Below are 23,100 nucleotides of genomic sequence, written 5' to 3'. Positions count from 1 at the left end.
AAATACTTAACGTTGATATTTATTGACAGCTCTATTGTGATCGTTCAAATTCTCCGAAAACTGACTGGTGCCGTTTCCGCGTGCTACAAAATAATAGGCATTACTAGGTTCAGGATTGAGCGCCGCTTTCAAAGCGTCTAAGCCAGGCAGCGCAATCGGTGTGGGTGGCAAGCCAGCACGCATATAGGTATTGTAAGGGGTATCGGTGGTCAAATCGCGTCTGCGAATATTTCCCTGAAACTTATCGCCCATACCGTAAATCACGGTGGGATCGGTTTGCAGCAACATACCTGAACGTAAGCGATTGACGAACACACTGGCGATCATGCCGCGTTCGGAAGCTTGCCCTGTTTCTTTTTCTATGATCGAGGCCATGATCAACGCTTGATAGGGCTCCTTGTAAGGTAAATTCTGGGCCCGATTTTTCCAAGCTTCATCTAATCGATTGAGCATCGCTTGATGGGCTTGCTGATAGACCTGGATGTCACTGCTATTTTTAGCAAATAGGTAGGTGTCGGGAAAAAACAAACCTTCTGGGTGTGTATACTTACTACCAATTTTGGTCAGCAAGTCCCGATCAGAAAGCCCGGTTGTGTCGTGCTTAATCGAATGATGCGCATCAATTGCGCTGCGCATCTGTTTGAAATTCCAGCCTTCAATAATGCTCAAATTGGTGAGGCTAAATTTACCTTCAACGATTTTCCTTAACAGTTGCTGCGGTGTCTCTTGTGCCTGCAATTCAAATGATCCGGCTTTTAGACTCCCTGCCTTTCCCATAATGCGCGCTAAAGCTTCAAACAAATAGGGATGCACTGGTACACCTGCATCGACCAATTGGCGTGATGCACTGCGGATATTGCTGCCGGGTTTAATCGTGAAATCGATGCTCTTACCTACCTCCAATGGTGCGTCGATCCAACGCATAAATGTCCAGCCTGCGCCTGCTGCAATCAAGATCAGGAGCAAAGTACAAAAAACAAAGAATTTTTTCAAAGAAGCCATGTGAACACTAATCTCAATTTGCTGCGATAATCACGAAAAATCGTTGCCATTGTAAATGGAAGCATTCTGCATTGGCATAAAAACCGGAAAAAATGAGCATAACATGAGCACAACTAAGCAATTTTTGAACACCACAGAAATCTCGGCAGAAATTTTGAATGTCAATCAAGTCAGTATCGCGCAGTTACAAGATGGTTATATTTGCCAATTAAGTGATCAAAGCTTGATACAAGCCAGTGGTGACGATGCAACCAATTTTCTGCACAATCAATTAAGCAATGATGTTGAACATCTCGATGCGACTCACGCGCGCTATGCCGCTTATTGCACGCCTAAGGGGCGCATGCTAGCCAGTTTTCAATACTGGAAAATGGATGGCAATATCATGCTGCAGTGTTCTGCCAGCTTGCAACCAGCACTGCAAAAACGATTGCAGATGTTTGTTATGCGTTCCAAAGTGAAGTTGGATGACGTCACCGAACAATTTGCCTTGTTTGGTCTCAGCGGCAAAGCGGCTGAAGTATTTTTATTGACGCAATTCGATCAATTGCCAAGCGCAATCAACGACAAAATTAGTAGCGACAACGGGACTTTGATCCGCTTGCACGATGCCTTCGACATGGCTCGTTATCAATGGATTGTCGAGCCGGGAAAATTTGCAGCTGTTTCTGCAAACATCCATGCAAGTTTATTGAAAATTGATGCCGGCATCTGGCGATTAGGGAATATTCATGCGGGTTTGCCACAAGTAGTCGAGAAAAGCAAAGAACAATTCGTGCCACAGATGATTAACTTTGAATTAATCGGTGGTGTGAATTTTAGAAAAGGCTGTTACCCAGGTCAAGAAATTGTGGCGCGCAGTCAGTATCTGGGTAAGCTCAAACGCCGCATGGCAATTGCCACTGTCAAAGCCGAGCTTGTCGACGTGGCAATGGAAGTTTATTCCGATAATGATCCGATTCAACCTTGCGGTATGATTGTTAGCACAGAGCGCGATTTTGGCGGGGACTTCGCTTGTTTGGTCGAGATTAAATTGGCAGATCAGGAACAAGATAAAGTGCATTTAGGGTCTAGCACGGGACCAATTTTGACATTTTTTTCCTTGCCTTATGCCTATCTCGATGTGACTGAATAAGTCGTTACGATGGATTGCTATATCTACTACAAAAGCAATAGTGAACACGCGATGGAAGTTCGCCGTTGTGTGGAAATTTTGCGTTCAGAATTATCGGGAACATTAGAACATCTACCACGCTTGCAAAGACGTCCCGCAAGCAATAACGGGATTATCACTTGGATGGAAATTTATCAGGAAGTGCCGGAAAATTTTGAAGCTGTCCTCTATGCGGCGATAGAGCGATCTGGCATCCAAACATGGATTAGTGGTGAGCGTAGGCTAGAATATTTTATTGCGCCTGACGAGTTGATTGCTTAAACAGCTTCTCGGCAGAAACTACTGATTTGCATCAAAAAAACTAGTATCCATGAATTTGCAGACTTTTCCGCCATTGCCACGATTCAAATCGCTGTTATTGCATACATGATGGTTGCCGCAACCTAGTGACCACGCCTTGATTTCCGCAACACTTTCACCTTCAATTATGCTGATTGTGCGTGGCGGTGCTGAGCTGATGCATGCAGATGGACGACGAGAAAGCGCACCATGCTTCATTTTACGCGGCCCGTTTACTGAAACAGTCTATGTTGAGTATGCACCAGAGACCGTCACCATGACGGTATGTTTTGTGCCCGGCATGCTATCGAAAATATGTTCGAAGGAAGTTGCTGATTTGCTTAACGCAGCGATTGAGATAGATAAAGTTATTTTGCGATGAGGAAGGAAACACAGCCGGAACGAAAAAAGGGAAGCGACTAGCTTCCCTTTTTTTCATCCAATTAGACCTTGTTTGGACTAATCACACTTAGCTCAATTCTTCTAAACGTAACTTAGTCACTTTACCGGTCACTGATGTCAAGGCCTCAATCCGCGCAATCGCCGCATCCACATTTTTCTCTTGGGTTTGATGCGTAAGCATAATGATATCGGTACGCGATTCACCTTCTGCCGGTTCTTTTTGCAGCATCGCATCGATAGAAATCGAAAACTCGGCGAGTATCTTTGTCACGTCAGCTAAAACGCCTGGTTTGTCTTCTACACGCATACGCAGGTAGTAGCTGGTGAAAACTTCGGAAATTGGCAGTACTTTTAAATCGCTTAAGGCGTTCGGTTGAAAGGCCAAATACGGTACCCGATGCTCAGGATCAGCTGTTGCCAAACGCGTGATATCAACCACATCCGCAATCACAGAAGACGCTGTCGGTTCTGATCCTGCGCCTTTACCGTAATACAACGTGGCACCCACGGCATCGCCTTGTACCAATACCGCATTCATTGCACCTTCGACGTTGGCAATCAAGCGTTTTTCCGGGATCAGGGTTGGATGTACGCGTAACTCTATGCCTGCCTCACTGCGTTTGGTGATCCCCAACAGTTTGATGCGATAGCCAAGTTGTTCTGCGTACTCGATATCGGTCGCTTCTAATTTCGTGATGCCTTCGATATAGGCCTTATCGAATTGCGTTGGTATACCAAAGGCAATAGAGGCCATAATAGTCAACTTATGAGCCGCATCAATCCCTTCAATATCGAAAGTCGGATCGGCTTCGGCGTAACCGAGTGCCTGGGCTTGTTTCAGGACAGTGGCGAAATCTAAGCCTTTATCTCGCATTTCAGACAGAATGAAATTGGTGGTGCCATTGATGATGCCAGCGATCCATTGGATGCGATTTGCTGTTAAGCCTTCGCGCAACGCTTTGATGATAGGAATCCCGCCCGCCACCGCTGCTTCGAATGCGACCATCACGCCTTTGTCTTGCGCTGCTTTGAAAACTTCATTGCCATGTTTAGCAATTAATGCTTTATTCGCAGTCACGACATGCTTGCCATTGGCGATGGCTTTTAACACCAAATCTTTAGCGATGTCATTACCACCGATCAGTTCTACGACGATATCGATGTCTGGATGATTTACGACCAAGTTAGCATCAGCGACAATTTCGACCTCGCCCTTCACTATTTCATTGGCACGTTCTACATTGCGTACCGCCACCATCGTAATTTCAATCGCACGACCTGCACGGCGCATAATCTCTTCTTGATTACGCTTGAGAACATTGAAGGTGCCGGAGCCGACTGTGCCTAATCCTAATAGGCCTACTTTGATGGGTTTCATATTTGCTTAAATTAATTAAAAAAGATTGATTATAGATTATTCATTTGCGTGCTTGGGCGCGAATTCGCCTGTCCCATGGCGACGGCGATAGCCTTCGAGGAAACGAGCGATACGACTAATAGCATCGGTCAAGTCGTCCGTATTGGGTAAAAATACGACGCGGAAATGATCTGGTGCGATCCAGTTAAAACCAGTGCCTTGCACCAATAAAACGCGTTGTTCAACCAAGAGATCTTGGATGAAAGCCTGATCGTCTTCTATTGGGTAAATAGCGGGATCAAGTTTGGGGAACATATACAGTGCCGCTTTTGGCTTAACGCAAGTAACCCCGGGGATTGCCGTTAACAGTTTGTGCGCGAGATCGCGCTGTTTTAATAGCCGGCCGCCAGAGCCGACTAAATCTTTAATACTTTGATAGCCGCCTAATGCCGTCTGAATCGCGAATTGCCCCGGCGCATTCGAGCATAAGCGCATTGATGCCAGCATATTCAGGCCTTCGATATAATCTTTGGCATGACGTTTTTCACCGGAAATCACCATCCAGCCAGCACGATACCCACAGGAACGATAGTTCTTGGAAATACCATTTAGCGTCAAAAACAAAACATCGTCAGCCAATGAAGCGATGGAAGTATGTTCCGCTTCATCATATAAAGTTTTATCGTAAATTTCGTCAGCAAACACAATCAATTGTTTTTCGCGCGCGATATCCACAATCTTTTGCAATAAGTCGACAGGATACAAAGCGCCGGTCGGATTATTGGGATTGATGACGACGATGGCTTTTGTATTCGCCGTGATCTTGCGTTTGATATCCTCAATATCCGGCATCCAATCAGCGCTTTCATCGCAGATATAATGCACGGGTTTTCCACCAGAGAGGCTGACGGCCGCAGTCCAAAGGGGATAATCTGGCGCAGGCACTAAAACTTCATCGCCAGGATTTAGCAGCGCGTTCATCCCCATTACGATCAATTCAGAGGCGCCATTGCCGATGTAAATGTCATCAATCGTCACGCCAGGTATCTTTTTTTCCTGGGTGTAATGCATGATGGCCTTGCGTGGCGCAAACATCCCTTTCGAATCCGTATAGCCCGCGGCGCCTTGCATGTTCAAAATCATATCCTGGACGATCTCGTCCGGTGGACCAAAATTAAACACGGCCAGATTGCCAATATTTAACTTGATGATTTTCTGACCTTCTTCTTCCATCTGTTTGGCCTTTTCTAATACTGGGCCGCGGATGTCATAACAAACGTCTGCAAGTTTTTGGGATTTTTGGATGGGGCGCACGAGACTGCTTTCAAAAAGTGAATTAAAAAATGCTGCACTGCCGAATGATCCATTCTGCCCAAAGCGCCCTATTTTATCAATGTGTTTTACCAAATTATTTAAGGAGTTTTGCGTTGAGACGGGGTTTTAGTCTTGGCTTTTACGCTTTAGACACAATTTAATGGATTAAATGTGTTAAATCTCCGCAGGAAATCTGCGCTTAAAGCCCGTTCTCTAAATGCATCAAAGTCGGAGATATCCCGTATCTATGATAAAAGTGCAAGACTGCTTTCCACCTCACATTGAAATGTTATGTTAAAAACACTGTTAACTGAACTAAATCAAACTGCTTTCGCTGAAATTAATTCCTTACCAATTTTAGTCAGGTTGTTTGCGGCTATACGTCCAACAACACGCCATAGTTCGCATCAATTGCCAGCCTTGATCTCGCTGCTGGAATCGGAGCCAGAATTAGCGGAAGGACTTCGACAAGCATTGCTGCAGCAATTTTCACAGCGACATGCAGTATTGTTGCTTGCCACTTCTGGAATTTACCCAGCGACAGGTGTTTTTTCTGAGACTTTACGCAGAATTTCCCATAAATTACTCCCGGAAGTCGATGATGCTACGCAGCTTAAAGATGGATTGCGAGAGCTATTACAAGCGCGTGATGCAGGCTGGTTGGCTGAAAGTGCCTTGGAAGATTGGCAGCAGTTGATTGCTTTGTTGAAATTCGAGGGGACGGGAGCGGCGCTTGGTAGTACGTCTTTATTAGCGGATACGCTAGAAGCGTTACGTGTCGTCGCTCATAGGATTGCCGCCGCTGGTCTTGAAACCGAAATGTTACGTCTCGATCCTTCATTGGAAAATCATGGCTCGCCATTCTTAGGCGTGTGTGAAGAAGCTTTGGAGTTAGTGAAGGCCATCGATTTGCAATTGAGTACAGGTGAATTCAAGGCCGATAGTGTTGATACCGATATCGCGCAATTAGAGGTTCTTATTGCACAAGCGCGATCCACCATTGCTAGAATTCGCAAACGCGCGCAGCAACAAGGTGCCAGTTTTTATCTTACTTTTCATTTGCGACGCTTACAGCAACATTTGGATCGATTGGGAACATTGACTAACTTGGTGGCAAGCCATGTTAGTCAGAATCGACAAACTTGGATAGTGCAGATTGCGGCTTTGTGGCAGGAGCTAGCCGTGGCAGAGTGCCGTCAAAATAATATTCGTGATTTTTGGAGAAAAAATGCCGAATTGGTCGCTTTACGGGTGACAGAAAATGCCGGACGCAGTGGCGAGCACTACATTACTGAAACACGAAAAGACTATTTCGCGATGCTAAGAGCCGCGGCAGGTGGTGGTATGGCAGTCGCTCTCATCGCTGCATTCAAGATTAATATTGGCTCTCGTGGATTGGCGCCATTGGCTGAAGTGCTGGCGAATTGCTTAAATTATGGTATCGGATTTGTGCTGATTCACTTGTTGCATTTTTCAGTGGCCACCAAACAACCCGCGATGACTGCCAACGCGATCGCCGCCGCCATTGGAGAGATTCAAGATAATCCTCGCGAACGCAAGCATGATCTAGAACCTTTGGTCAGTTTGGTCGCCCGCACTATGCGCACTCAACTTGCGGCAATTGTCGGCAACATAGGCTTGGCCATACCCGTCGCTCTGCTGATCGCTTATCTGGTGCAACAGTTGAGTGGAACACACTTTATTTCACCAACGAAAGCGCAACATCTGCTGCAAGATATTAATCTTTTTAGTCCCGGCACTTTGATTTTTGGTGGTGTCGCTGGTGTCTGCTTATTTTTGGCGGGATTGATCGCGGGTTATTACGACAATCTTTGCAGCTACAGCCGGATTCCAGAGAGGCTCAACCAATTGCAGTGGGCACAAAATCTGTTTGGTAAAGAACGCTGGCTGCGCGTGAGCGACTATATTCGAAATAACCTCGGCGTGTTGGCTGGTAATTTCTTTTTAGGTTTTTTACTTGGTGGCGCGGCTGGTTTAGGAGCATTGCTTGGTTTGCCATTGGATGTGCGGCATACAACCTTATCTTCTGCCATGTGGGGATATTCTCTATTCGCGCTTAATTTTCAAGTCCCATGGCAGTTGATCTTGACCACGGCACTTGGTTTTCTTGGCATTGGGATAATGAATTTAGGGGTGAGTTTTTACCTTGCATTGTCAGTGGCTTTGCGTGCACGTGGTGTCGATTTCACCCAGCGTTTAGCATTGTTACGGGCGATTAGTCGACGCTTTAGAACTCATCCGCGTGAGTTCTTGTTGCCTCCTAAGAAAGAAAAATAGCGATTACTGCAGGACTTTTTCCTCATTTCCTTTGAGGAAAAAGTCGAAAAAAGCTACAATGCGCCAGCTTTCTCCCATAGCTAGCTGGCTATGCTTTTCAAAAATCCAAATAAAATTGATATGAAGCTCCACGCCACCAACACACAACAATATCAAACCGTTACCGCCTACGACGATCAAGGCGTGGAATTTAATCTAAAACGCTACGAGCATAGCCTCGTTGTGTTACCCGAAACTGCACCAGTTGTCTGGAACGTGGCGCACTTTGATGGCTTAACAGCCGAACATTTTGAGCAAATTGCCGGGACTGCACCAGATGTGGTGATTCTTGGCACTGGTAAGAAGCAGCGTTTTATTCACCCGAAACTGATTGCAAGCTTGAGTGCGCAACATAAAGGCGTCGAATGCATGGACAATCAGGCTGCCTGCCGGACCTACAATATTTTGATGACGGAAGGCCGTAAAGTGGCACTCGCATTGATATTGGAGGGGACATGAATCCTTCCTATTTGAAGACGCCGTATGATTCTCCTCGTACATTGTGGGCGATACTGATCGGTTTTTTGGTGGTGTGGTTTTACATGCTAGGAGCGCGCACACTTGTTCCCACCGATGAAGGTCGTTACGCTGAAATGGCGCGTGAAATGGTCGCCACGGGCGATTGGATTACATTACGTTTAAACGGCATTAAATACTTCGAAAAGCCACCACTGCAAAACTGGATGAATGCATTGACCTTCAGTCTATTTGGTTTGGGCGACTGGCAAGCGCGTTTGTGGACGGGTTTATGTGGCTTGATTGGCGTCTGGACGTCCGCTCATACTGCATTTAAAATCTATGGACGTCGTGTAGCGATCAGTACAGCGTTAATTTTAGGATCGAGCTTTTATTGGGCCGCGATGGGACATATCAATACTTTAGATATGGGTTTGTCGGGCATGATGACCTTGGCTTTGTGCGGATTATTATTGGCGCAACGTGACGGCGCTAGCGATAAAGAACAAAGAAATGGCATGCTGTTGTGCTGGGCAGGTATGGCCCTGGCCACGATGTCCAAAGGCCTTATCGGCTTTGTGTTGCCCGGTGCTGTGCTGGTTTTGTATACGATCTGGACGCGTGATTTTGGTTTGTGGTTGCGCCTACATATGGGTAAAGGCTTAATGCTGTTTTTTGCAATTACCGTGCCGTGGTTTATCTTGGTGTGGCAAGCCAATCCAGAACATCCACAGTTCTTTTTTATCCATGAACATTTTCAACGATTCACTAGCACCGTGCATAAACGCGGTGGCGCTTGGTATTACTTCTTTCCTCTGCTAATTATTGGTATCGTGCCTTGGCTGGGTTTGCTTTTGCAAAGCTTGTTGGCATCTGTACGTAGAGAACAAAGTCAGTTTCAAGCTAAGAAAATGTTGATAATCTGGGCAGTTTTTATTTTCTTCTTTTTTAGTATTTCTGGTTCAAAACTGCCGTCCTATATTTTGCCCGTATTCCCGGCATTAGCGATATTAATTGCCTGCGAGTTAGAGAAAATTTCTGTCACAAGCTTACGCATTAATGCAGGTATGTTGATCTTGATTGGCTGTGCCTCTCTCGCATTCACACCCAAAATCGCGGGCATTGCTAAGAGCGCTTACGAGTTGCCATTGTACGAAGCAATGATTCCATGGGCCTATGCTGCTGCTGTAATTGCTTTGGCAGGCGGCTTAGTTGGCATCGTGTTTGCGAAACGGAATAAAGATATCGCTGTATTAGCAATGGCAATTGGCGGTTATCTCGGTGGTCAGATCGTTTTTATCGGTCATGATCAATGGGGCAAATACAGCGCTGGCGTTTATCATTTGCCGGCGATTGAAGCCGAATTAAAAGCGGATACACCTATTTTTGCGGTCGGTCGTTATGAACAATCACTACCTTTCTACCTTCGTCGTACAACTATTCTCGTCGAGCATCCAGACGAAATGGAATTTGGCGTTGGCATACAACCAGAGCTATGGATCCCGAAACGTGCTGACTTCATCCTCAAGTGGCGAGCAATGCATGCAAAAGGTGAAAAGGCGGTGGCTTTCCTAAATCCTGCTGTTTATAAAGCTATGCAAGATGAAGCGGTACCGATGAAACTTATCGGTGAAGACCCTAAGCGGATTATCGTCGCAATTCCTTAATCCAAGCTGTCTTTCACGTCCACACTGATCAACACTATTTGTTTTACGAAAGAATACTATGAGCGCTAACCAGACATTTCTTCCATTTACCAAGCCAACAATAGACGAAGAGACGATCAGTGCAGTGGCTGAAGTGCTGCGCTCAGGCTGGCTCACGAGTGGACCAAATGTAAAAGCCTTGGAAGCACAATTGTCGACTTACTTTGGCGGTCGTCCGGTACGCACTTTTAATTCCGGCACCTGCACGATGGAGATCGCTTTGCGTATCGCTGGGATCGGCGCTGGTGATGAGGTAATTACGACACCCAATTCCTGGGTTGCCACCGCCAACGTGATTATCGAAGTTGGTGCTACGCCAGTGTTTGTGGATATTGATCCGAAAACCCACAATATTGATTTGAATAAAGTCGAGGCAGCGATTACACCGCGTACCAAAGGTATTATCCCAGTACACATGTGCGGCCTCCCGTGCGATATGGATCAGTTGTACGCAATTGCAAAGAAACACAATTTGCGTGTAGTCGAAGACGCTGCGCAAGCTATCGGTTCAACTTGGAAAGGCCAACGGATTGGCGCTTTCGGTGATTTCGCCTCCTTCAGTTTTCAAGTGAATAAAAACGTGATGACCGCCGAAGGTGGTTGCCTGGTATTGAACAACGAAGACGAAGCAAAATTAGCTGAAAAATATCGACTGCAAGGTGTTTCACGAACTGGACTTGATGGCATTGACGTCGATGTCTTAGGTGGCAAATACAATATGACGGATATTTCAGCCGTGATAGGTCTGGGGCAAATGAAGCGCTTGGAAGAATTCAATGCGAAGCGCAAAGCACTCGCGCATCACTACTTCACGAGCTTCGGTACCGATTTTGAAAAGCAGACTGGCGCAGAATTACCAGTCGCTGATTTTACGAATTCAAATTGGCACATGTTTCATATTGTCTTGCCAGAACGCGTCAATCGCGCCGAATTTATGCAAAAGATGCTGGACCTTGGCATTGGACTTGGTTACCACTATCGCGCTATTCATTTGTTCACCTTGTACCGTCAACGCGGTTTCACCGATGGCATGTTCCCCATCGCCGAGCGTGTTGGCAAGCAAATTGTGACACTGCCACTTTTTCCAGTCATGAGCGAAAGTGATGTCGAACGCGTGGTGTCTGCGGTAAAATCTTGCCTACAATAATTTCTTAGCAGAAAGACACAATGCATCCTGAACTTTCCGTTGTTATTCCTGTATATAACGAAGAAGCTGGCCTTGCCAAGCTATATGAGCGACTATATCCCGCTTTAGATAAATTAGCCGAGCGTGGCGTCAGCTACGAAATCGTTTTTGTGAATGATGGTAGTCGTGATCGTTCTGCTGAAATCTTGGCTGATCAATTTCGCTTGCGCCCGGATGTGACACGTGTGGTGTTATTTAATGGTAATTATGGGCAGCACATGGCGATCTTGGCTGGTTTTCAAGCGACGCATGGTGACATCGTGATTACCTTAGACGCAGATCTGCAAAATCCACCAGAAGAAATCGGTGCATTAGTCGATAAAATGCGCGAGGGTTACGACTATGTCGGCTCGATTCGTCGCAAACGCCAAGATGCTGCGTGGCGCACGTATTTGTCGAAGGCGATGAATCGCATTCGCGAAAAAATCACCCGAATCAAAATTACCGATCAAGGCAATATGTTGCGTGCTTATGGTCGGAATGTGATTAATCTGATCAATCAATGTACCGAGGTAAACACCTTTGTCCCTGCCCTTGCCTACACTTTTGCGCGCAAACCGACAGAAATCGTGGTCGAGCATGAAGAACGCACCGCCGGCGAATCCAAGTATTCGTTCTATAGTCTGATCCGTTTGAATTTCGACTTGATGACGGGCTTTTCCATTATGCCTTTGCAGTTGTTCTCGATGATGGGCATGGTTTTGTCTGGCTTGTCAGGTGGCTTAGTGGTCCTCTTGTTGATTCGCCGCTTTTTCCTCGGTGCAGAAGCGGAAGGATTGTTTACATTATTCGCGATCGCCTTCTTTATGATGGGAGTGATTTTGTTCGGCATTGGCTTACTAGGCGAATACGTTGGACGTATTTACCAACAAGTACAAGGTCGTCCGCGTTTTGTGGTGCAAACAATATTGGAAGAAAAATCCGGGGATCAAGACTAAGATGAGTCATTCTGGAATCGATACGCCCGAAAATATGCATGCTCCGTCTGCAGTTGTCTTCGCCTATCACAGCGTTGGTGTACGCAGCATCAAAACCTTGCTGGCACGAGGGATCGATATCAAATTGGTCGTCAGTCATGAAGACAGTGCGACGGAAACCATTTGGTTTGAGTCGGTCGCAGCTTTGTGCGAAGAGCGTGGCATTCCACGCATTACGCCGGACAATCCAAACATACCCGAAGTGATTGCACAAATCGCGGTATTGCAGCCGGATTTTATCTTCAGCTTTTATTATCGCAATATGTTGTCCAATGAAATTTTGGCACTCGCAAAACGCGGCGCTTACAACTTACACGGTTCTTTATTGCCGAAGTACCGTGGGCGTGTACCGGTAAACTGGGCGGTTTTGCATGGTGAAACAGAAACCGGCGCAACATTGCATGAAATGACTATCAAGCCAGATGCGGGAGCGATTATTGCCCAAACTGCGGTTCCTATTTTGCCGGACGATACAGCATTTGAGGTATTTGGAAAATTAACCGTCGCAGCTGAACAAACTCTATGGAACGCTTTGCCGGCAATGATCGCAGGGAACGCACCATCTATCCCAAACGATTTAAGCAAAGGAAGCTACTTCGGAGGACGCAAACCTGAAGATGGTCGTATAGACTGGAGCAAATCCGCACAGGAAGTTTATAACCTCCATCGCGCAGTCGCCCCACCCTACCCTGGTGCTTTTACCGATATCAACGGCAAACGTTTCATTATAGAAAAGGCACGTCTAATTAATCATTTCATCACTAAAATACCAGCAAATTTGCCGCAAGGACTATCTGTAGTGGATAATGTCGTTTTTGGCGTCTGCGGTGATGGTAAGGCAATTGAGATACTGGCCTTACAGTACGAAGGTAAAACGCTGGATAAATCAGCATTGGCCTTATTGTTTCCCTAACCTATTAGGTTTTGGTGCAACAGTTTGTGCTTCGCTTGACTGCGGTTTGTCTGTGACGACGCTAACCAAATCCAATATCCGAATCTACTAAATTTAACTTCTTAGAGAAACTACTATGAAAAAAGTCCTCATCCTTGGCGTGAATGGTTTTATCGGTCATCACCTTTCCAAACGCATTCTCGAAACAACGGATTGGGAAGTTTATGGTATGGATATGCAAACAGAACGTCTGGGTGATTTGCTCAATCACCCGCGTATGCATTTCTTTGAGGGTGATATAACCATCAATAAAGAATGGGTTGAATACCATGTGAAGAAGTGTGATGTCATCTTGCCGTTGGTCGCAATTGCAACACCATCGACTTATGTAAAACAACCTTTGCGCGTGTTCGAACTCGATTTTGAAGCAAATTTACCAATCGTCCGCTCCGCAGCAAAATACGGCAAGCATCTGGTATTTCCATCGACTTCAGAGGTGTATGGCATGTGTCATGACGAAGAATTCGATCCTGAAAATTCCGAATTGATTTGCGGCCCTATCAATAAACCACGCTGGATTTATTCTTGCGCCAAGCAATTGATGGATCGCGTGATCTGGGGTTATGGCATGGAAGGTTTGAACTTCACTCTGTTCCGTCCATTTAACTGGATCGGTGCAGGCTTGGATTCTATTCACACACCAAAAGAAGGTTCTTCACGTGTGGTAACACAATTCTTCGGCCACATCGTCCGTGGTGAGAACATTTCTCTGGTTGATGGCGGCGCGCAAAAACGTGCGTTCACCTACATCGATGACGGTATTGATGCCTTGGTGCGTATCATTGCGAATAAAGATGGCGTCGCTTCTGGCAAAATCTACAATATCGGCAATCCGACCAATAATCACTCCATCCGTGAATTGGCGCACATGATGTTGGACTTGGCTGCTGAATATCCAGAATATGCCGAATCAGCTAAAAAAGTACAGTTGACAGAAACAACCTCTGCCGCTTATTACGGTGGTGGTTATCAGGATGTGCAAAATCGAGTGCCAAAAATCACGAATACTTGTGAAGAATTAGGTTGGGCACCAACGACAACGATGGCAGATTCTATGCGTCATATTTTTGATGCTTACCGAAGCCAAGTTGCTCAAGCGCGCGCCTTGATGGACTAAGATTCCATCTTTATCAGGACTAGCAAAATAAGCTAGTCCTGACGGTTTTTGTATTCGAATTCTCTCTTCAACAAAAAAGTCACTGATGCCCACTATCGTATTAAAGATTGATGTGGACACCTACCGAGGCACCCGCGAGGGAGTGCCAAACTTGGTGCGCATCCTCAAGCAACATCAAGCCAATGCCACATTCTTGTTTTCCTTAGGTAAGGATCACACTGGATGGGCTTTGCGCCGCGCTTTTCGCCCAGGTTTTTTCAAAAAAGTGTCGCGTACTTCGGTGCTCGAACATTACGGTCCTAAGACGTTAATGTATGGCGTATTTTTACCAGCGCCGGACATTGGCAAAGAATGTGTAGAAGAAATGCGGGCTGCAAAGCGTGCCGGTTTTGAATGTGGTATCCACTGCTGGGATCATGTGGTCTGGCAAGACAATGTCCGTCGTCGTGGCGAGGCATGGACACAAAAACAAATGCAGGCTGCCTACGAACGTTACAATGAAATTTTTGGCGCCCCACCTAAAACTTATGGTGCGGCTGGCTGGCAAATGAATCCCCATGCGTTTGCGCAACTGGATCAATTCGGCATGCATTACTCTTCCGATACACGCGCAATGTTAAAGGAAGATGGTTCACTAGCGAACCCGGCTGCGGGACCGTATCGTCTAAGCCATGGCGATCAGGTTTTTGACTGTGTGCAATTGCCGACTACCCTACCGACCCTAGACGAATTACTCGGCGTAGAAATTGATGGTCACGTCGTTACCGAATCAAATATTGCCTCCGTTATTTTAGGTTTGACGGCTGAACCGAAAAATCATGTGTTTACTATGCATGCAGAGCTTGAAGGGCAAAAACTTGCCCCCATATTAATTGAATTGCTCAATGGTTGGAGCGAACAAGGTTATCTTTGCATATCGATGGGGCAATATTTTGCCAACATCCGTGAGCAGGAACTGCCGGTTCATCCATTGACATGGGCTGAGCTCCCCGGACGCTCAGGAGAATTGCTCGCGCTAGATGCCAAATAGGCGAATAGATTTCTCCACAAATCATTTTCCAGGAGAACCTTGTGTCAGAAAATCTCAGTATCCTCAATAACATCAACAATGAAGCCGTCAGTGCTTTAGGTTGTGAGGTTCCGCAATTTTCCGCAGTGATGACTGGTGCTACAGAATTTAAGTTAAGCGCTCACACCGGCAAAAAAGTCATTCTTTATTTCTATCCGAAAGACAATACGCCTGGCTGCACAACAGAAAGTATTGCTTTCCGAGATATTCATTCTCAATTGCTGGCGAACAATGCAGTGATTTTTGGCATTAGTCGCGACAGTTTGCGTTCCCATGAAGGCTTTAAGAATAAATTGGAATTGCCGTTTGAACTTATCTCCGATCCAGATGAAACCCTTTGCCTGATGTTTAATGTGATGAAAATGAAAAACATGTACGGTAAACAAGTACGTGGTATCGAACGGAGCACGTTTGTTATTGACGAATCTGGCAAATTGGTGAAAGAATGGCGTGGAGTGAAGGTCGCCGACCACGCTCAAGCTGTCTTAGACTTTGTGAGTAGCCAAACCTAATTGAAATCTCATCATTACCAATCGGAAGCCGTTTCAGAAGACCAGATTGTCTTCTTAAGCGGCTTTTATTTTTGTTATTTTCCTTTTGTAATATTATTTTTTTCTAAGAGGTTCTAATGCCCCTGCCAAAAATGCCGACTAAACCAGCGGCCCTGCTTGCTCCTAAAGATTACCCGAAAGCAGATAAAGGAAAATTGAATCAGCCTGCAGTATTAGAAGCAAAAGCTTCGCATTCGCAAAAAACACACATTCAGGCAACACCGAAAACAATACCAGTAAAAGCGAAACCTCTACCTCCTAATAAAGCGGTAACACCTAAGACAAGTTCGAAGGAGAATAACGCATCGCATAAACCAAAAGATAATCCTGCCAAATCTCCGGTCAGCAAAGCAGCTGATAAAAAAGGGATTACAAAACTATTTGTATTAGACACCAATGTGTTGATGCATGACCCGACTTCGTTATTCCGATTTGAAGAACATGATGTTTACCTTCCGATGATCACGCTGGAAGAATTGGATGATCATAAAAAAGGTATGTCGGAAGTTGCGCGTAATGCACGTCAAATTTCTCGTTCACTCGATGCATTAGTCGGTGAAATTGGAAATGAAGATATAGAAAAAGGTGTAGCGCTGTCTAAGTTAGGCAATAAAGACGCTAAAGGTCGCTTATTTTTCCAAACGAAATTACAAGGTGGTACCTTGCCGCAAGGTCTGCCACAGGGAAAAGCAGACAATCAAATCCTAGGTGTTGTTAGAGCTCTAGAGGCAGAATTTCCTGGGCGCCCGATTGTTTTGGTGTCGAAAGATATCAATATGCGCATCAAGGCACGCGCGATGGGTCTGCCTGCGGAAGACTACTTCAACGATCACGTGTTGGAAGATTCCGATCTTTTATACACTGGCATTGTGCAATTGCCCAATGATTTTTGGAGTAAGCACGGTAAGGGGATAGAAACCTGGCAAGAAAACAAGAATGGTTTAAGTACGACTTTTTATCGCATCACCGGCCCTGTAATCCCCTCTTTGTTAGTCAATCAATTCGTCTATTTGGAGCCAAATAACGGCGAGGCTTCGTTCTATGGTCAGGTACGCCAAATTAATGGTAAGACCGCTGTTTTGCAAACTTTACGCGACTATGGACATTCCAAGCATAGTGTGTGGGGTGTCACGTCTCGCAATCGTGAGCAAAACTTTGCTTTGAACTTACTAATGGACCCTGAATGTGATTTTGTGACATTGTTAGGTCAAGCGGGCACTGGCAAAACCCTCTTGGCATTAGCCGCAGGTCTAGCGCAGGTACTTGAGACCAAAACATATAACGAAATTATTGTAACCCGCGTGACTGTTCCAGTTGGTGAAGATATCGGTTTCTTGCCAGGAACAGAAGAAGAAAAAATGTCGCCGTGGATGGGTGCATTTGATGACAATCTGGAAGTTCTGAACAAATCAGATAGCGATGCTGGCGATTGGGGTCGTGCCGCCACACAAGATCTAATTCGCTCTAAAATCAAAATTAAGTCTTTAAATTTTATGCGCGGCCGTACTTTCGTGAACAAATTCTTAATCATTGATGAGGCGCAGAATCTCACGCCAAAACAGGTGAAAACTTTGGTCACGCGAGCGGGTCCCGGCACCAAAATTATTTGCCTTGGCAATATTGCGCAGATCGATACGCCATATTTAACCGAGGGATCAAGCGGTTTGACTTATGTAGTGGATCGATTTAAAGGTTGGGCGCATAGCGGGCATGTAACGCTTGCACGAGGAGAACGCTCTCGCCTTGCGGATCATGCCAGCGAGATACTTTGACTTTGGATCTTCAATGCAGATAGTTTAATTGGGATTAAACAACAAAAAAGCGCGAATCAAACTAGATTTGCGCTTTTTTTTTTGCAAAAGAGTTTGTGTGTGGAAATATTCTTTACAATTGGCTGGCTGAAAAGGAAGATATCCTACGTATATTGTTTTGTTTGCAGTCTTATCGTGCCACGCTCAAAATGCAAGTCATGTTTATAAACTGAAAACGCCGTTCCGCATCGCACAAATTAGACATAGCATGAATAATACGAGTTCAGATGACACACTTTTTTTCGTCGAGGATGATACAGACTCTATCCTGGCAGAGGTTGTTGGCGATCAGAATTCTTGGAATATACTTATTATCGATGATGATCCTGACGTGCATTCGGCAACAATGTTTGCGTTGCAAGGATTGAAAATCCAACACCGCAACCTCCATTTCTTGCATGCCTATACAACGGCTGAAGCACGGCAGATCCTGATTCATCAAGACGATATAGCGGTGATCTTGCTCGATGTTGTCATGGAAAAAGACGATACAGGCTTACAGTTAGTTTCCTATATCCGTGAAACCTTAGGGCTTTGTGACGTGCGTATCATTCTTCGTACTGGCCAAGCCGGTTATGCGCCCGAAATGGATGCCATTCGTGATTTTGATATCAACGACTACAAGAGTAAAACCGAACTGACGCAGGCAAAACTTTTTACCGCGGTTACGTCGGCAATTCGCTCATATGATCAAATAAAAGTCATTTCATCGAGCAAAGTTGGACTTGAACTCATCATCGGTGCAAGTGGTTTATTGATGACCACGAGCAATCTGAATGAGTTTGCCAAATTATTGCTTGATTATATTTTTGAACTACTGGGAAACGCACCAAATGCTTTTATTTGTACGGCCAACTTTACGACTATTCCAAATTCAAGCAATATTGATTTCGCACCGGGATTACGAGTCATTGCCAGTACCGGGCATTACGCAGATTGGTTAGAAAAGCCTTTCGCTTTGGTTGCGCATAAGTTGGAACAACAATTGGTCCAAAAGGCGCAATTTGAGCAACGCCATCTTTTTGATGACGAACAGACTGTTTTTTATCTGAGTAATCTCGCAGGTGCAACTCTCGCCATTTATTTGGATATTGGTTTAATTAACGAACCAAATAAGATACGAGTATTAAAATTATTTTGCAGCAATGCATCCGTTTGTTTGGACAACGTGATGCTGAATTCAAAAATGCATAATCTTGCGTTTTATGACCCTTTGACTGGCCTCGCGAACCGTCTGCAGTTACTTCAAAATTTACAGCAAACGATTCACTCCCGGCAGCGTAGTGAAAGTGTTTTGGCATTGATTGATATCGACCATTTTGCTGAAACAAATGATGCATTAGGTCACCAATTTGGGGATTTTCTGTTGCGTGCCGTTGGGATGCGCTTGAGCAATCATTTTGGTGATAATTGTAAAATAGCAAGAATTGGAAACGATATTTTCGCCCTATTAGGTCACGAAGTCATCGTGACCCCAAATCTGATTCTGAACTTATTTTCCCAAGCTTTTATTGTTGAGCAACAACAGGTACAACTATCAGCAACATTAGGATTGGTTAAATTTGCTGATTACGAACTCAGTAGCGCTGATGCACTGAAGGATGCGAACATTGCCTTGAAGCGAGCAAAGACGCATCATCGCTCCAGCTATAGTTATTTCACCCGCGAAATGGGTGTGGAAATCCGTGAACGTGTTCGTATGATGCATGCATTGCGTTGTGCTTTTGAAGGTAACCGTTTGTTTGTAGTATTTCAGCCACAAATCGATATGCGAACTGGTAAGCCCATTGGAACTGAGGCTTTGATTCGATGGCAAACTGAAGATGGAAATTTGATACCGCCTGATATCTTTATCCCCATCGCAGAATATTCTGGCTTGATTATTGGTATTGGTGATTGGGTGTTACGAACAGCATGTTTTGAGCTGAATCAGATACACGCTCTGGGGTTTCATGATTTTCGTATGTCGGTGAATGTGTCTCAAGCCCAATTTAGTCACCCCTTATTCTTACAGAGCGTTGCAGACGCGTTGACCGTATCTAGCGCTCCAGCCGCTTGCCTTGAACTTGAAATTACCGAATCGATGGCAATGACCGATCCTGAATTTTTGATTTCTAGCTTGGCAAAAATTCGTGCCATGGGGGTAAAAATATCCATTGATGATTTTGGAACGGGATTTTCATCATTAAGTCATCTGCAAAAACTCCATGTCGATAAATTAAAAATCGATCGCGCTTTTGTCAATGAAATTACGACTAGTACAAATGATGGCAGTATTGCGAATATGATTGTTCAGCTAAGTCAAAGCTTACAACTAGAAGTCATTGCAGAAGGAGTAGAGCGTCAAGAACAGGCAGATAATTTAATGTCGTTTGGATGCTTTCAAGCACAAGGCTATTTGTATTCTAAGCCGCTCAATAAGCTGGATCTACACGCCTGGCTTCAGACCTATCGATAGTCTATGCCAATGCCAGCAAAGTCTAATCTTCTAGCCCTTGAAAACACACACACAGCATATTTTCGATAATCGAATCTGTGTCCATTTTGCTAAAGCGTTGCAAATACTCGACTGCCGGGTCACAGCTGCGAGCATAATAGCTAAACAAAATTACATCCGAACTAAGTTTCCTACTTAAGTCCCCGTCCTTCTGTGCTGCAATCACTAGTTTTTCTAATTGAGAATTTAGCTTTATTACTCGCCCTACATACTTAAGATTACGCATCAGCATTTCACGTACGGCATTGCTAGTTGAAGGTAAGAAAGGCAGCCCACCATCTAAGCGCACACGCAATGCCCATTCTAGCAAGGCAGATAACTTTTCTTTGGCGCTGTAGCTTTCTGGGAATGCAGCTAATTGATCACTAGCGCCGTCGAGCAGTCGTATCATCGCCGCGCCAACAAGTTCTTCTTTGGATCTAAAGTGCTTATACAAACTGGGTTTGGAAATGCCAATCAGGTTTGCTACATCATCCATTGTCATTAAATCAAAACCCTTGGTGGCAAGGATGCTTGTGGTGGCGTCAAGAATGGCATCTTCGCGCAAGCGAAATGCTTGATCTTTAAATTTTAGTTTACTAAATATACTCATAAGTATTAATATCTACCAATCGGTAGCGTTTTTATCGGATTAGTATTAATCTTAGCACTGAAGTAGTTCACTCACAATATTTTCTGCAATATTGGAGAGAATTGACCCAACGATTTCAATTCACCTTTTCACTTAGTGGGGACATTTATTGGTCCCCTGAGTGGACTCATAAGATAGGACCGGCATGACCCAAAGATCTCAAAAAATAGCAATTATCGGTGCAGGCATTTCTGGCTTGGCCAGTGCCTATTTTTTGCAGAAACATCACCAGGTGAGCTTGTTTGAAGCGAATAACTATCTGGGTGGTCATACCAATACTGTTGATATTCAGATAGAGCAAAAAAAACTCAGTGTTGATACTGGCTTCTTAGTCTTTAATGAAAAAACGTATCCCAATTTGATTGCTCTTTTCGCTGAACTTGGCGTGGATAGCTACGCAACAGATATGTCGTTCGGTGTCTCGCTCAATGATGGCCAATTGGAATGGGCTGGAACTAATCTAGACACTGTCTTTGCACAGCGAAAAAATATGCTGTCGCCGGGATTTCTGCGCATGTTGTCAGAAATTTTGCGCTTCAATCGCGATGCAGAATCGAATCTACGTTTGTGTATGCAGTCCGGTATTAGCCTTGGTCAACTATTGAAAACACAAAAATACAATGCCAGATTTGCCAACCATTACCTGATTCCCATGGCGGCTGCAATCTGGTCAAGTTCCCCTAAAGATATCTTAGAATTCCCTGCGAGTACCTTTTTACGTTTTTGTCTCAATCACGCACTACTGCAAGTAAACGACAGACCGCAATGGCGCACAGTCAAAAATGGCGCACGCAGCTATGTGCAAAAAATCGCAGCAACACTAAAAGATATACGTCTAAATAGTCCAGTAAGTGCTGTCAGCAGAACTGCGACCGGGGTTCAAATCGAGAGCCCATGTGGTGTAGAACAATTTGATGCTGTCATTTTCGCGACTCATGCACCAGACACTTTACGCATGTTGAAAGATCCCACTGCAGAAGAAGCAGCGCTCTTATCTAAAGTTCGCTATCAAGCGAACACAGCCTATTTACACACCGATATCAGCTTGTTGCCGCGCTCCAAGAAGGTCTGGAGCGCTTGGAACTATCTGGGTGCCAATAGCAATGCTCAAGATGACGCGCATGCTGTCTGTGTAAGTTATCTATTAAATCAATTACAAAGGCTCGATACCGAGACACCAGTGATCGTCACACTCAATCCTTGGCGCGCACCTGCCGCAGATAAGGTGCTAGGACGCTTTAAATACGATCATCCTGTATTTGATCAGCCGGCGATCGAGAGTCAACGCACTTTGGTGTCTTTGCAGGGCAAACGGTCGACTTGGTTTGCTGGTGCCTGGTCAGGATATGGCTTTCATGAGGATGGCTTGAAATCGGCTTTGCGTGTCGTGAGCGACTTCCAACTTTGCCCCGAGTGGGCGATCTTAGATCAAGGCTAAAGCACATGCAATCGAGCATCTTGCAGGCGTTTGTAATGCATCACAGGCTTCGTCCGCGCAAGCATAAATTTGTGTATCCGGTTTTTATGCTGCGTCTAGATATTGCGGAACTGTGCGCGCCTTCGTCACCGTTATCTAGTGCTATGTTAGGAATCAATCGGTGGCGACCTTTGTCTATCTATTTTAAAGATTACGGTCCGCGTGATGGAACAAATTTAGAGGTTTGGATACGTGGATTATTGCGATCGCAGAACGTCGGCGATAAACCGATAGACGACATTGAACGCATTGAGTTACTCAGCTTTCCTCGTGTGTTTGGCTACGCATTTAATCCCATCAGTCTCTGGTATTGCTACGACGGTGATTCCGAATTGAAGGTGATTGTGGCAGAGGTGAATAACACTTTTGGTGAGCACCACTTTTATTTATTGAAGCCCACCGATGGTGAAGCAATTACATCTAAAACACGTCTGATCTGCGAGAAAAAAATGCACGTATCGCCGTTCTGTGAAATTAAAGGACATTACCAATTTAAATTCACAGAAACCAGTAAGAAATCGGTCGCGCATATCGACTACCACGACGACGATGGTTTGCTCTTGCAAACAGCAATTGCGGGCAAACGTCATGCATTCAATATTGCTGCTTTGTTGAAATGTCTATGTAAACAACCGTTTCTGACATTGGGAGTTTTCGCGCGGATTCATTGGCATGCACTACTGCTGTGGCTAAAGCGAGTGCCATTTTATCGTCAAAGTCACATCACCTCGAAACAAATCAGCACCAATATACCCATTGAACAGGAGCGGCTAAAGTGAGTTTTATTCCAAACACATCCAACGCG

20 protein-coding genes are annotated in these 23,100 nt (G+C 45.0%); 16 read left to right on the top strand and 4 right to left on the bottom strand.

Going from position 1 to position 23,100, the window contains the following annotated elements; all coding sequences use genetic code 11:
* Positions 1–6: 6 nt before the first annotated feature.
* Complete coding sequence (mltG, locus tag ACO0KW_RS05750; RefSeq protein ID WP_423051494.1) at positions 7–1,002, bottom strand: endolytic transglycosylase MltG; 996 nt, start codon at positions 1,000–1,002, stop codon at positions 7–9.
* A 103-nt stretch (positions 1,003–1,105) separates the two neighbouring features.
* Between mltG and ACO0KW_RS05745 the strand changes: the two genes are divergently transcribed.
* The 3 genes from ACO0KW_RS05745 to ACO0KW_RS05735 all read left to right on the top strand — a co-directional run bounded on the left by ACO0KW_RS05745 (position 1,106) and on the right by ACO0KW_RS05735 (position 2,837).
* Positions 1,106–2,137, top strand: a complete 1,032-nt coding sequence (locus ACO0KW_RS05745; protein WP_423051492.1) for a YgfZ/GcvT domain-containing protein — start codon at positions 1,106–1,108, stop codon at positions 2,135–2,137.
* A 9-nt stretch (positions 2,138–2,146) separates the two neighbouring features.
* Entirely contained in the window at positions 2,147–2,437 is a 291-nt protein-coding gene (locus ACO0KW_RS05740; protein ID WP_423051490.1) for a DUF4936 family protein, read from the top strand.
* A gap of 136 nt (positions 2,438–2,573) precedes the next feature.
* Positions 2,574–2,837, top strand: a complete 264-nt coding sequence (locus ACO0KW_RS05735) for a hypothetical protein (protein WP_423051488.1) — start codon at positions 2,574–2,576, stop codon at positions 2,835–2,837.
* A gap of 87 nt (positions 2,838–2,924) precedes the next feature.
* Here the strand turns inward: ACO0KW_RS05735 and ACO0KW_RS05730 are convergent, their stop codons facing one another.
* Together ACO0KW_RS05730 and ACO0KW_RS05725 are read right to left on the bottom strand one after the other, a co-directional pair.
* Positions 2,925–4,235 carry a homoserine dehydrogenase gene (locus tag ACO0KW_RS05730; RefSeq protein WP_423051486.1) on the bottom strand — a complete coding sequence of 437 codons (1,311 nt, stop codon included), beginning with the start codon at positions 4,233–4,235 and terminating at the stop codon, positions 2,925–2,927.
* A 36-nt stretch (positions 4,236–4,271) separates the two neighbouring features.
* Positions 4,272–5,528: a pyridoxal phosphate-dependent aminotransferase gene (locus tag ACO0KW_RS05725; RefSeq protein WP_423051484.1), complete on the bottom strand. Its 1,257-nt coding sequence runs from the start codon at positions 5,526–5,528 to the stop codon at positions 4,272–4,274.
* A gap of 291 nt (positions 5,529–5,819) precedes the next feature.
* Here ACO0KW_RS05725 and ACO0KW_RS05720 point away from each other — a divergent pair, with 291 nt between their 5' ends.
* From ACO0KW_RS05720 to ACO0KW_RS05670, 11 genes are all read left to right on the top strand, one after another.
* On the top strand, positions 5,820–7,826 hold the full coding sequence (locus ACO0KW_RS05720; RefSeq protein ID WP_423051482.1) for a recombinase: 2,007 nt from the start codon (positions 5,820–5,822) through the stop codon (positions 7,824–7,826).
* A 120-nt stretch (positions 7,827–7,946) separates the two neighbouring features.
* Positions 7,947–8,324, top strand: coding sequence for an Mth938-like domain-containing protein (locus ACO0KW_RS05715; RefSeq protein WP_423051481.1), 378 nt, complete (start codon positions 7,947–7,949; stop codon positions 8,322–8,324).
* A complete protein-coding gene (locus ACO0KW_RS05710) occupies positions 8,321–9,988 on the top strand; it encodes a glycosyltransferase family 39 protein (RefSeq protein ID WP_423051479.1) in 1,668 nt (555 codons plus the stop codon). Before ACO0KW_RS05715 ends, ACO0KW_RS05710 begins: the two co-directional genes overlap by 4 nt.
* A gap of 58 nt (positions 9,989–10,046) precedes the next feature.
* Entirely contained in the window at positions 10,047–11,174 is a 1,128-nt protein-coding gene (locus ACO0KW_RS05705) for a DegT/DnrJ/EryC1/StrS family aminotransferase (protein WP_423051477.1), read from the top strand.
* A gap of 20 nt (positions 11,175–11,194) precedes the next feature.
* Positions 11,195–12,151, top strand: coding sequence for a glycosyltransferase (locus ACO0KW_RS05700; RefSeq protein WP_423051475.1), 957 nt, complete (start codon positions 11,195–11,197; stop codon positions 12,149–12,151).
* A gap of 1 nt (position 12,152) precedes the next feature.
* Positions 12,153–13,103 carry a formyltransferase gene (locus ACO0KW_RS05695; RefSeq protein WP_423051473.1) on the top strand — a complete coding sequence of 317 codons (951 nt, stop codon included), beginning with the start codon at positions 12,153–12,155 and terminating at the stop codon, positions 13,101–13,103.
* A gap of 115 nt (positions 13,104–13,218) precedes the next feature.
* Complete coding sequence (locus ACO0KW_RS05690) at positions 13,219–14,259, top strand: bifunctional UDP-4-keto-pentose/UDP-xylose synthase (protein ID WP_315481081.1); 1,041 nt, start codon at positions 13,219–13,221, stop codon at positions 14,257–14,259.
* Positions 14,260–14,344: 85 nt separating this feature from the next.
* Positions 14,345–15,289 (top strand): polysaccharide deacetylase family protein, encoded by a 945-nt coding sequence (locus ACO0KW_RS05685; RefSeq protein WP_423051470.1) that lies wholly within the window; start codon positions 14,345–14,347, stop codon positions 15,287–15,289.
* A 41-nt stretch (positions 15,290–15,330) separates the two neighbouring features.
* A complete protein-coding gene (locus tag ACO0KW_RS05680; protein ID WP_423051468.1) occupies positions 15,331–15,840 on the top strand; it encodes a peroxiredoxin in 510 nt (169 codons plus the stop codon).
* 116 nt (positions 15,841–15,956) lie between these two features.
* Positions 15,957–17,651: a PhoH family protein gene (locus tag ACO0KW_RS05675; protein ID WP_423051466.1), complete on the top strand. Its 1,695-nt coding sequence runs from the start codon at positions 15,957–15,959 to the stop codon at positions 17,649–17,651.
* 247 nt (positions 17,652–17,898) lie between these two features.
* The gene (locus ACO0KW_RS05670; RefSeq protein WP_423051464.1) at positions 17,899–20,148 is read left to right on the top strand and encodes a two-component system response regulator; all 2,250 of its coding nucleotides are present in this window, start codon (positions 17,899–17,901) and stop codon (positions 20,146–20,148) included.
* A gap of 22 nt (positions 20,149–20,170) precedes the next feature.
* On the opposite strand, the gene ACO0KW_RS05665 is transcribed toward ACO0KW_RS05670, so the two are convergent.
* Positions 20,171–20,779, bottom strand: coding sequence for a TetR/AcrR family transcriptional regulator (locus ACO0KW_RS05665; RefSeq protein WP_423051462.1), 609 nt, complete (start codon positions 20,777–20,779; stop codon positions 20,171–20,173).
* 184 nt (positions 20,780–20,963) lie between these two features.
* Here ACO0KW_RS05665 and ACO0KW_RS05660 point away from each other — a divergent pair, with 184 nt between their 5' ends.
* A complete protein-coding gene (locus ACO0KW_RS05660) occupies positions 20,964–22,256 on the top strand; it encodes an NAD(P)/FAD-dependent oxidoreductase (protein WP_423051460.1) in 1,293 nt (430 codons plus the stop codon).
* 5 nt (positions 22,257–22,261) lie between these two features.
* Positions 22,262–23,074 (top strand): DUF1365 domain-containing protein, encoded by an 813-nt coding sequence (locus ACO0KW_RS05655; protein WP_423051458.1) that lies wholly within the window; start codon positions 22,262–22,264, stop codon positions 23,072–23,074.
* Positions 23,075–23,100 lie beyond the last annotated feature (26 nt).

It is taken from the genome of Undibacterium sp. Ji22W (assembly GCF_049340305.1).
Taxonomy (GTDB): domain Bacteria; phylum Pseudomonadota; class Gammaproteobacteria; order Burkholderiales; family Burkholderiaceae_D; genus Undibacterium.
This window is presented reverse-complemented; position numbering and strand designations above follow the sequence as displayed.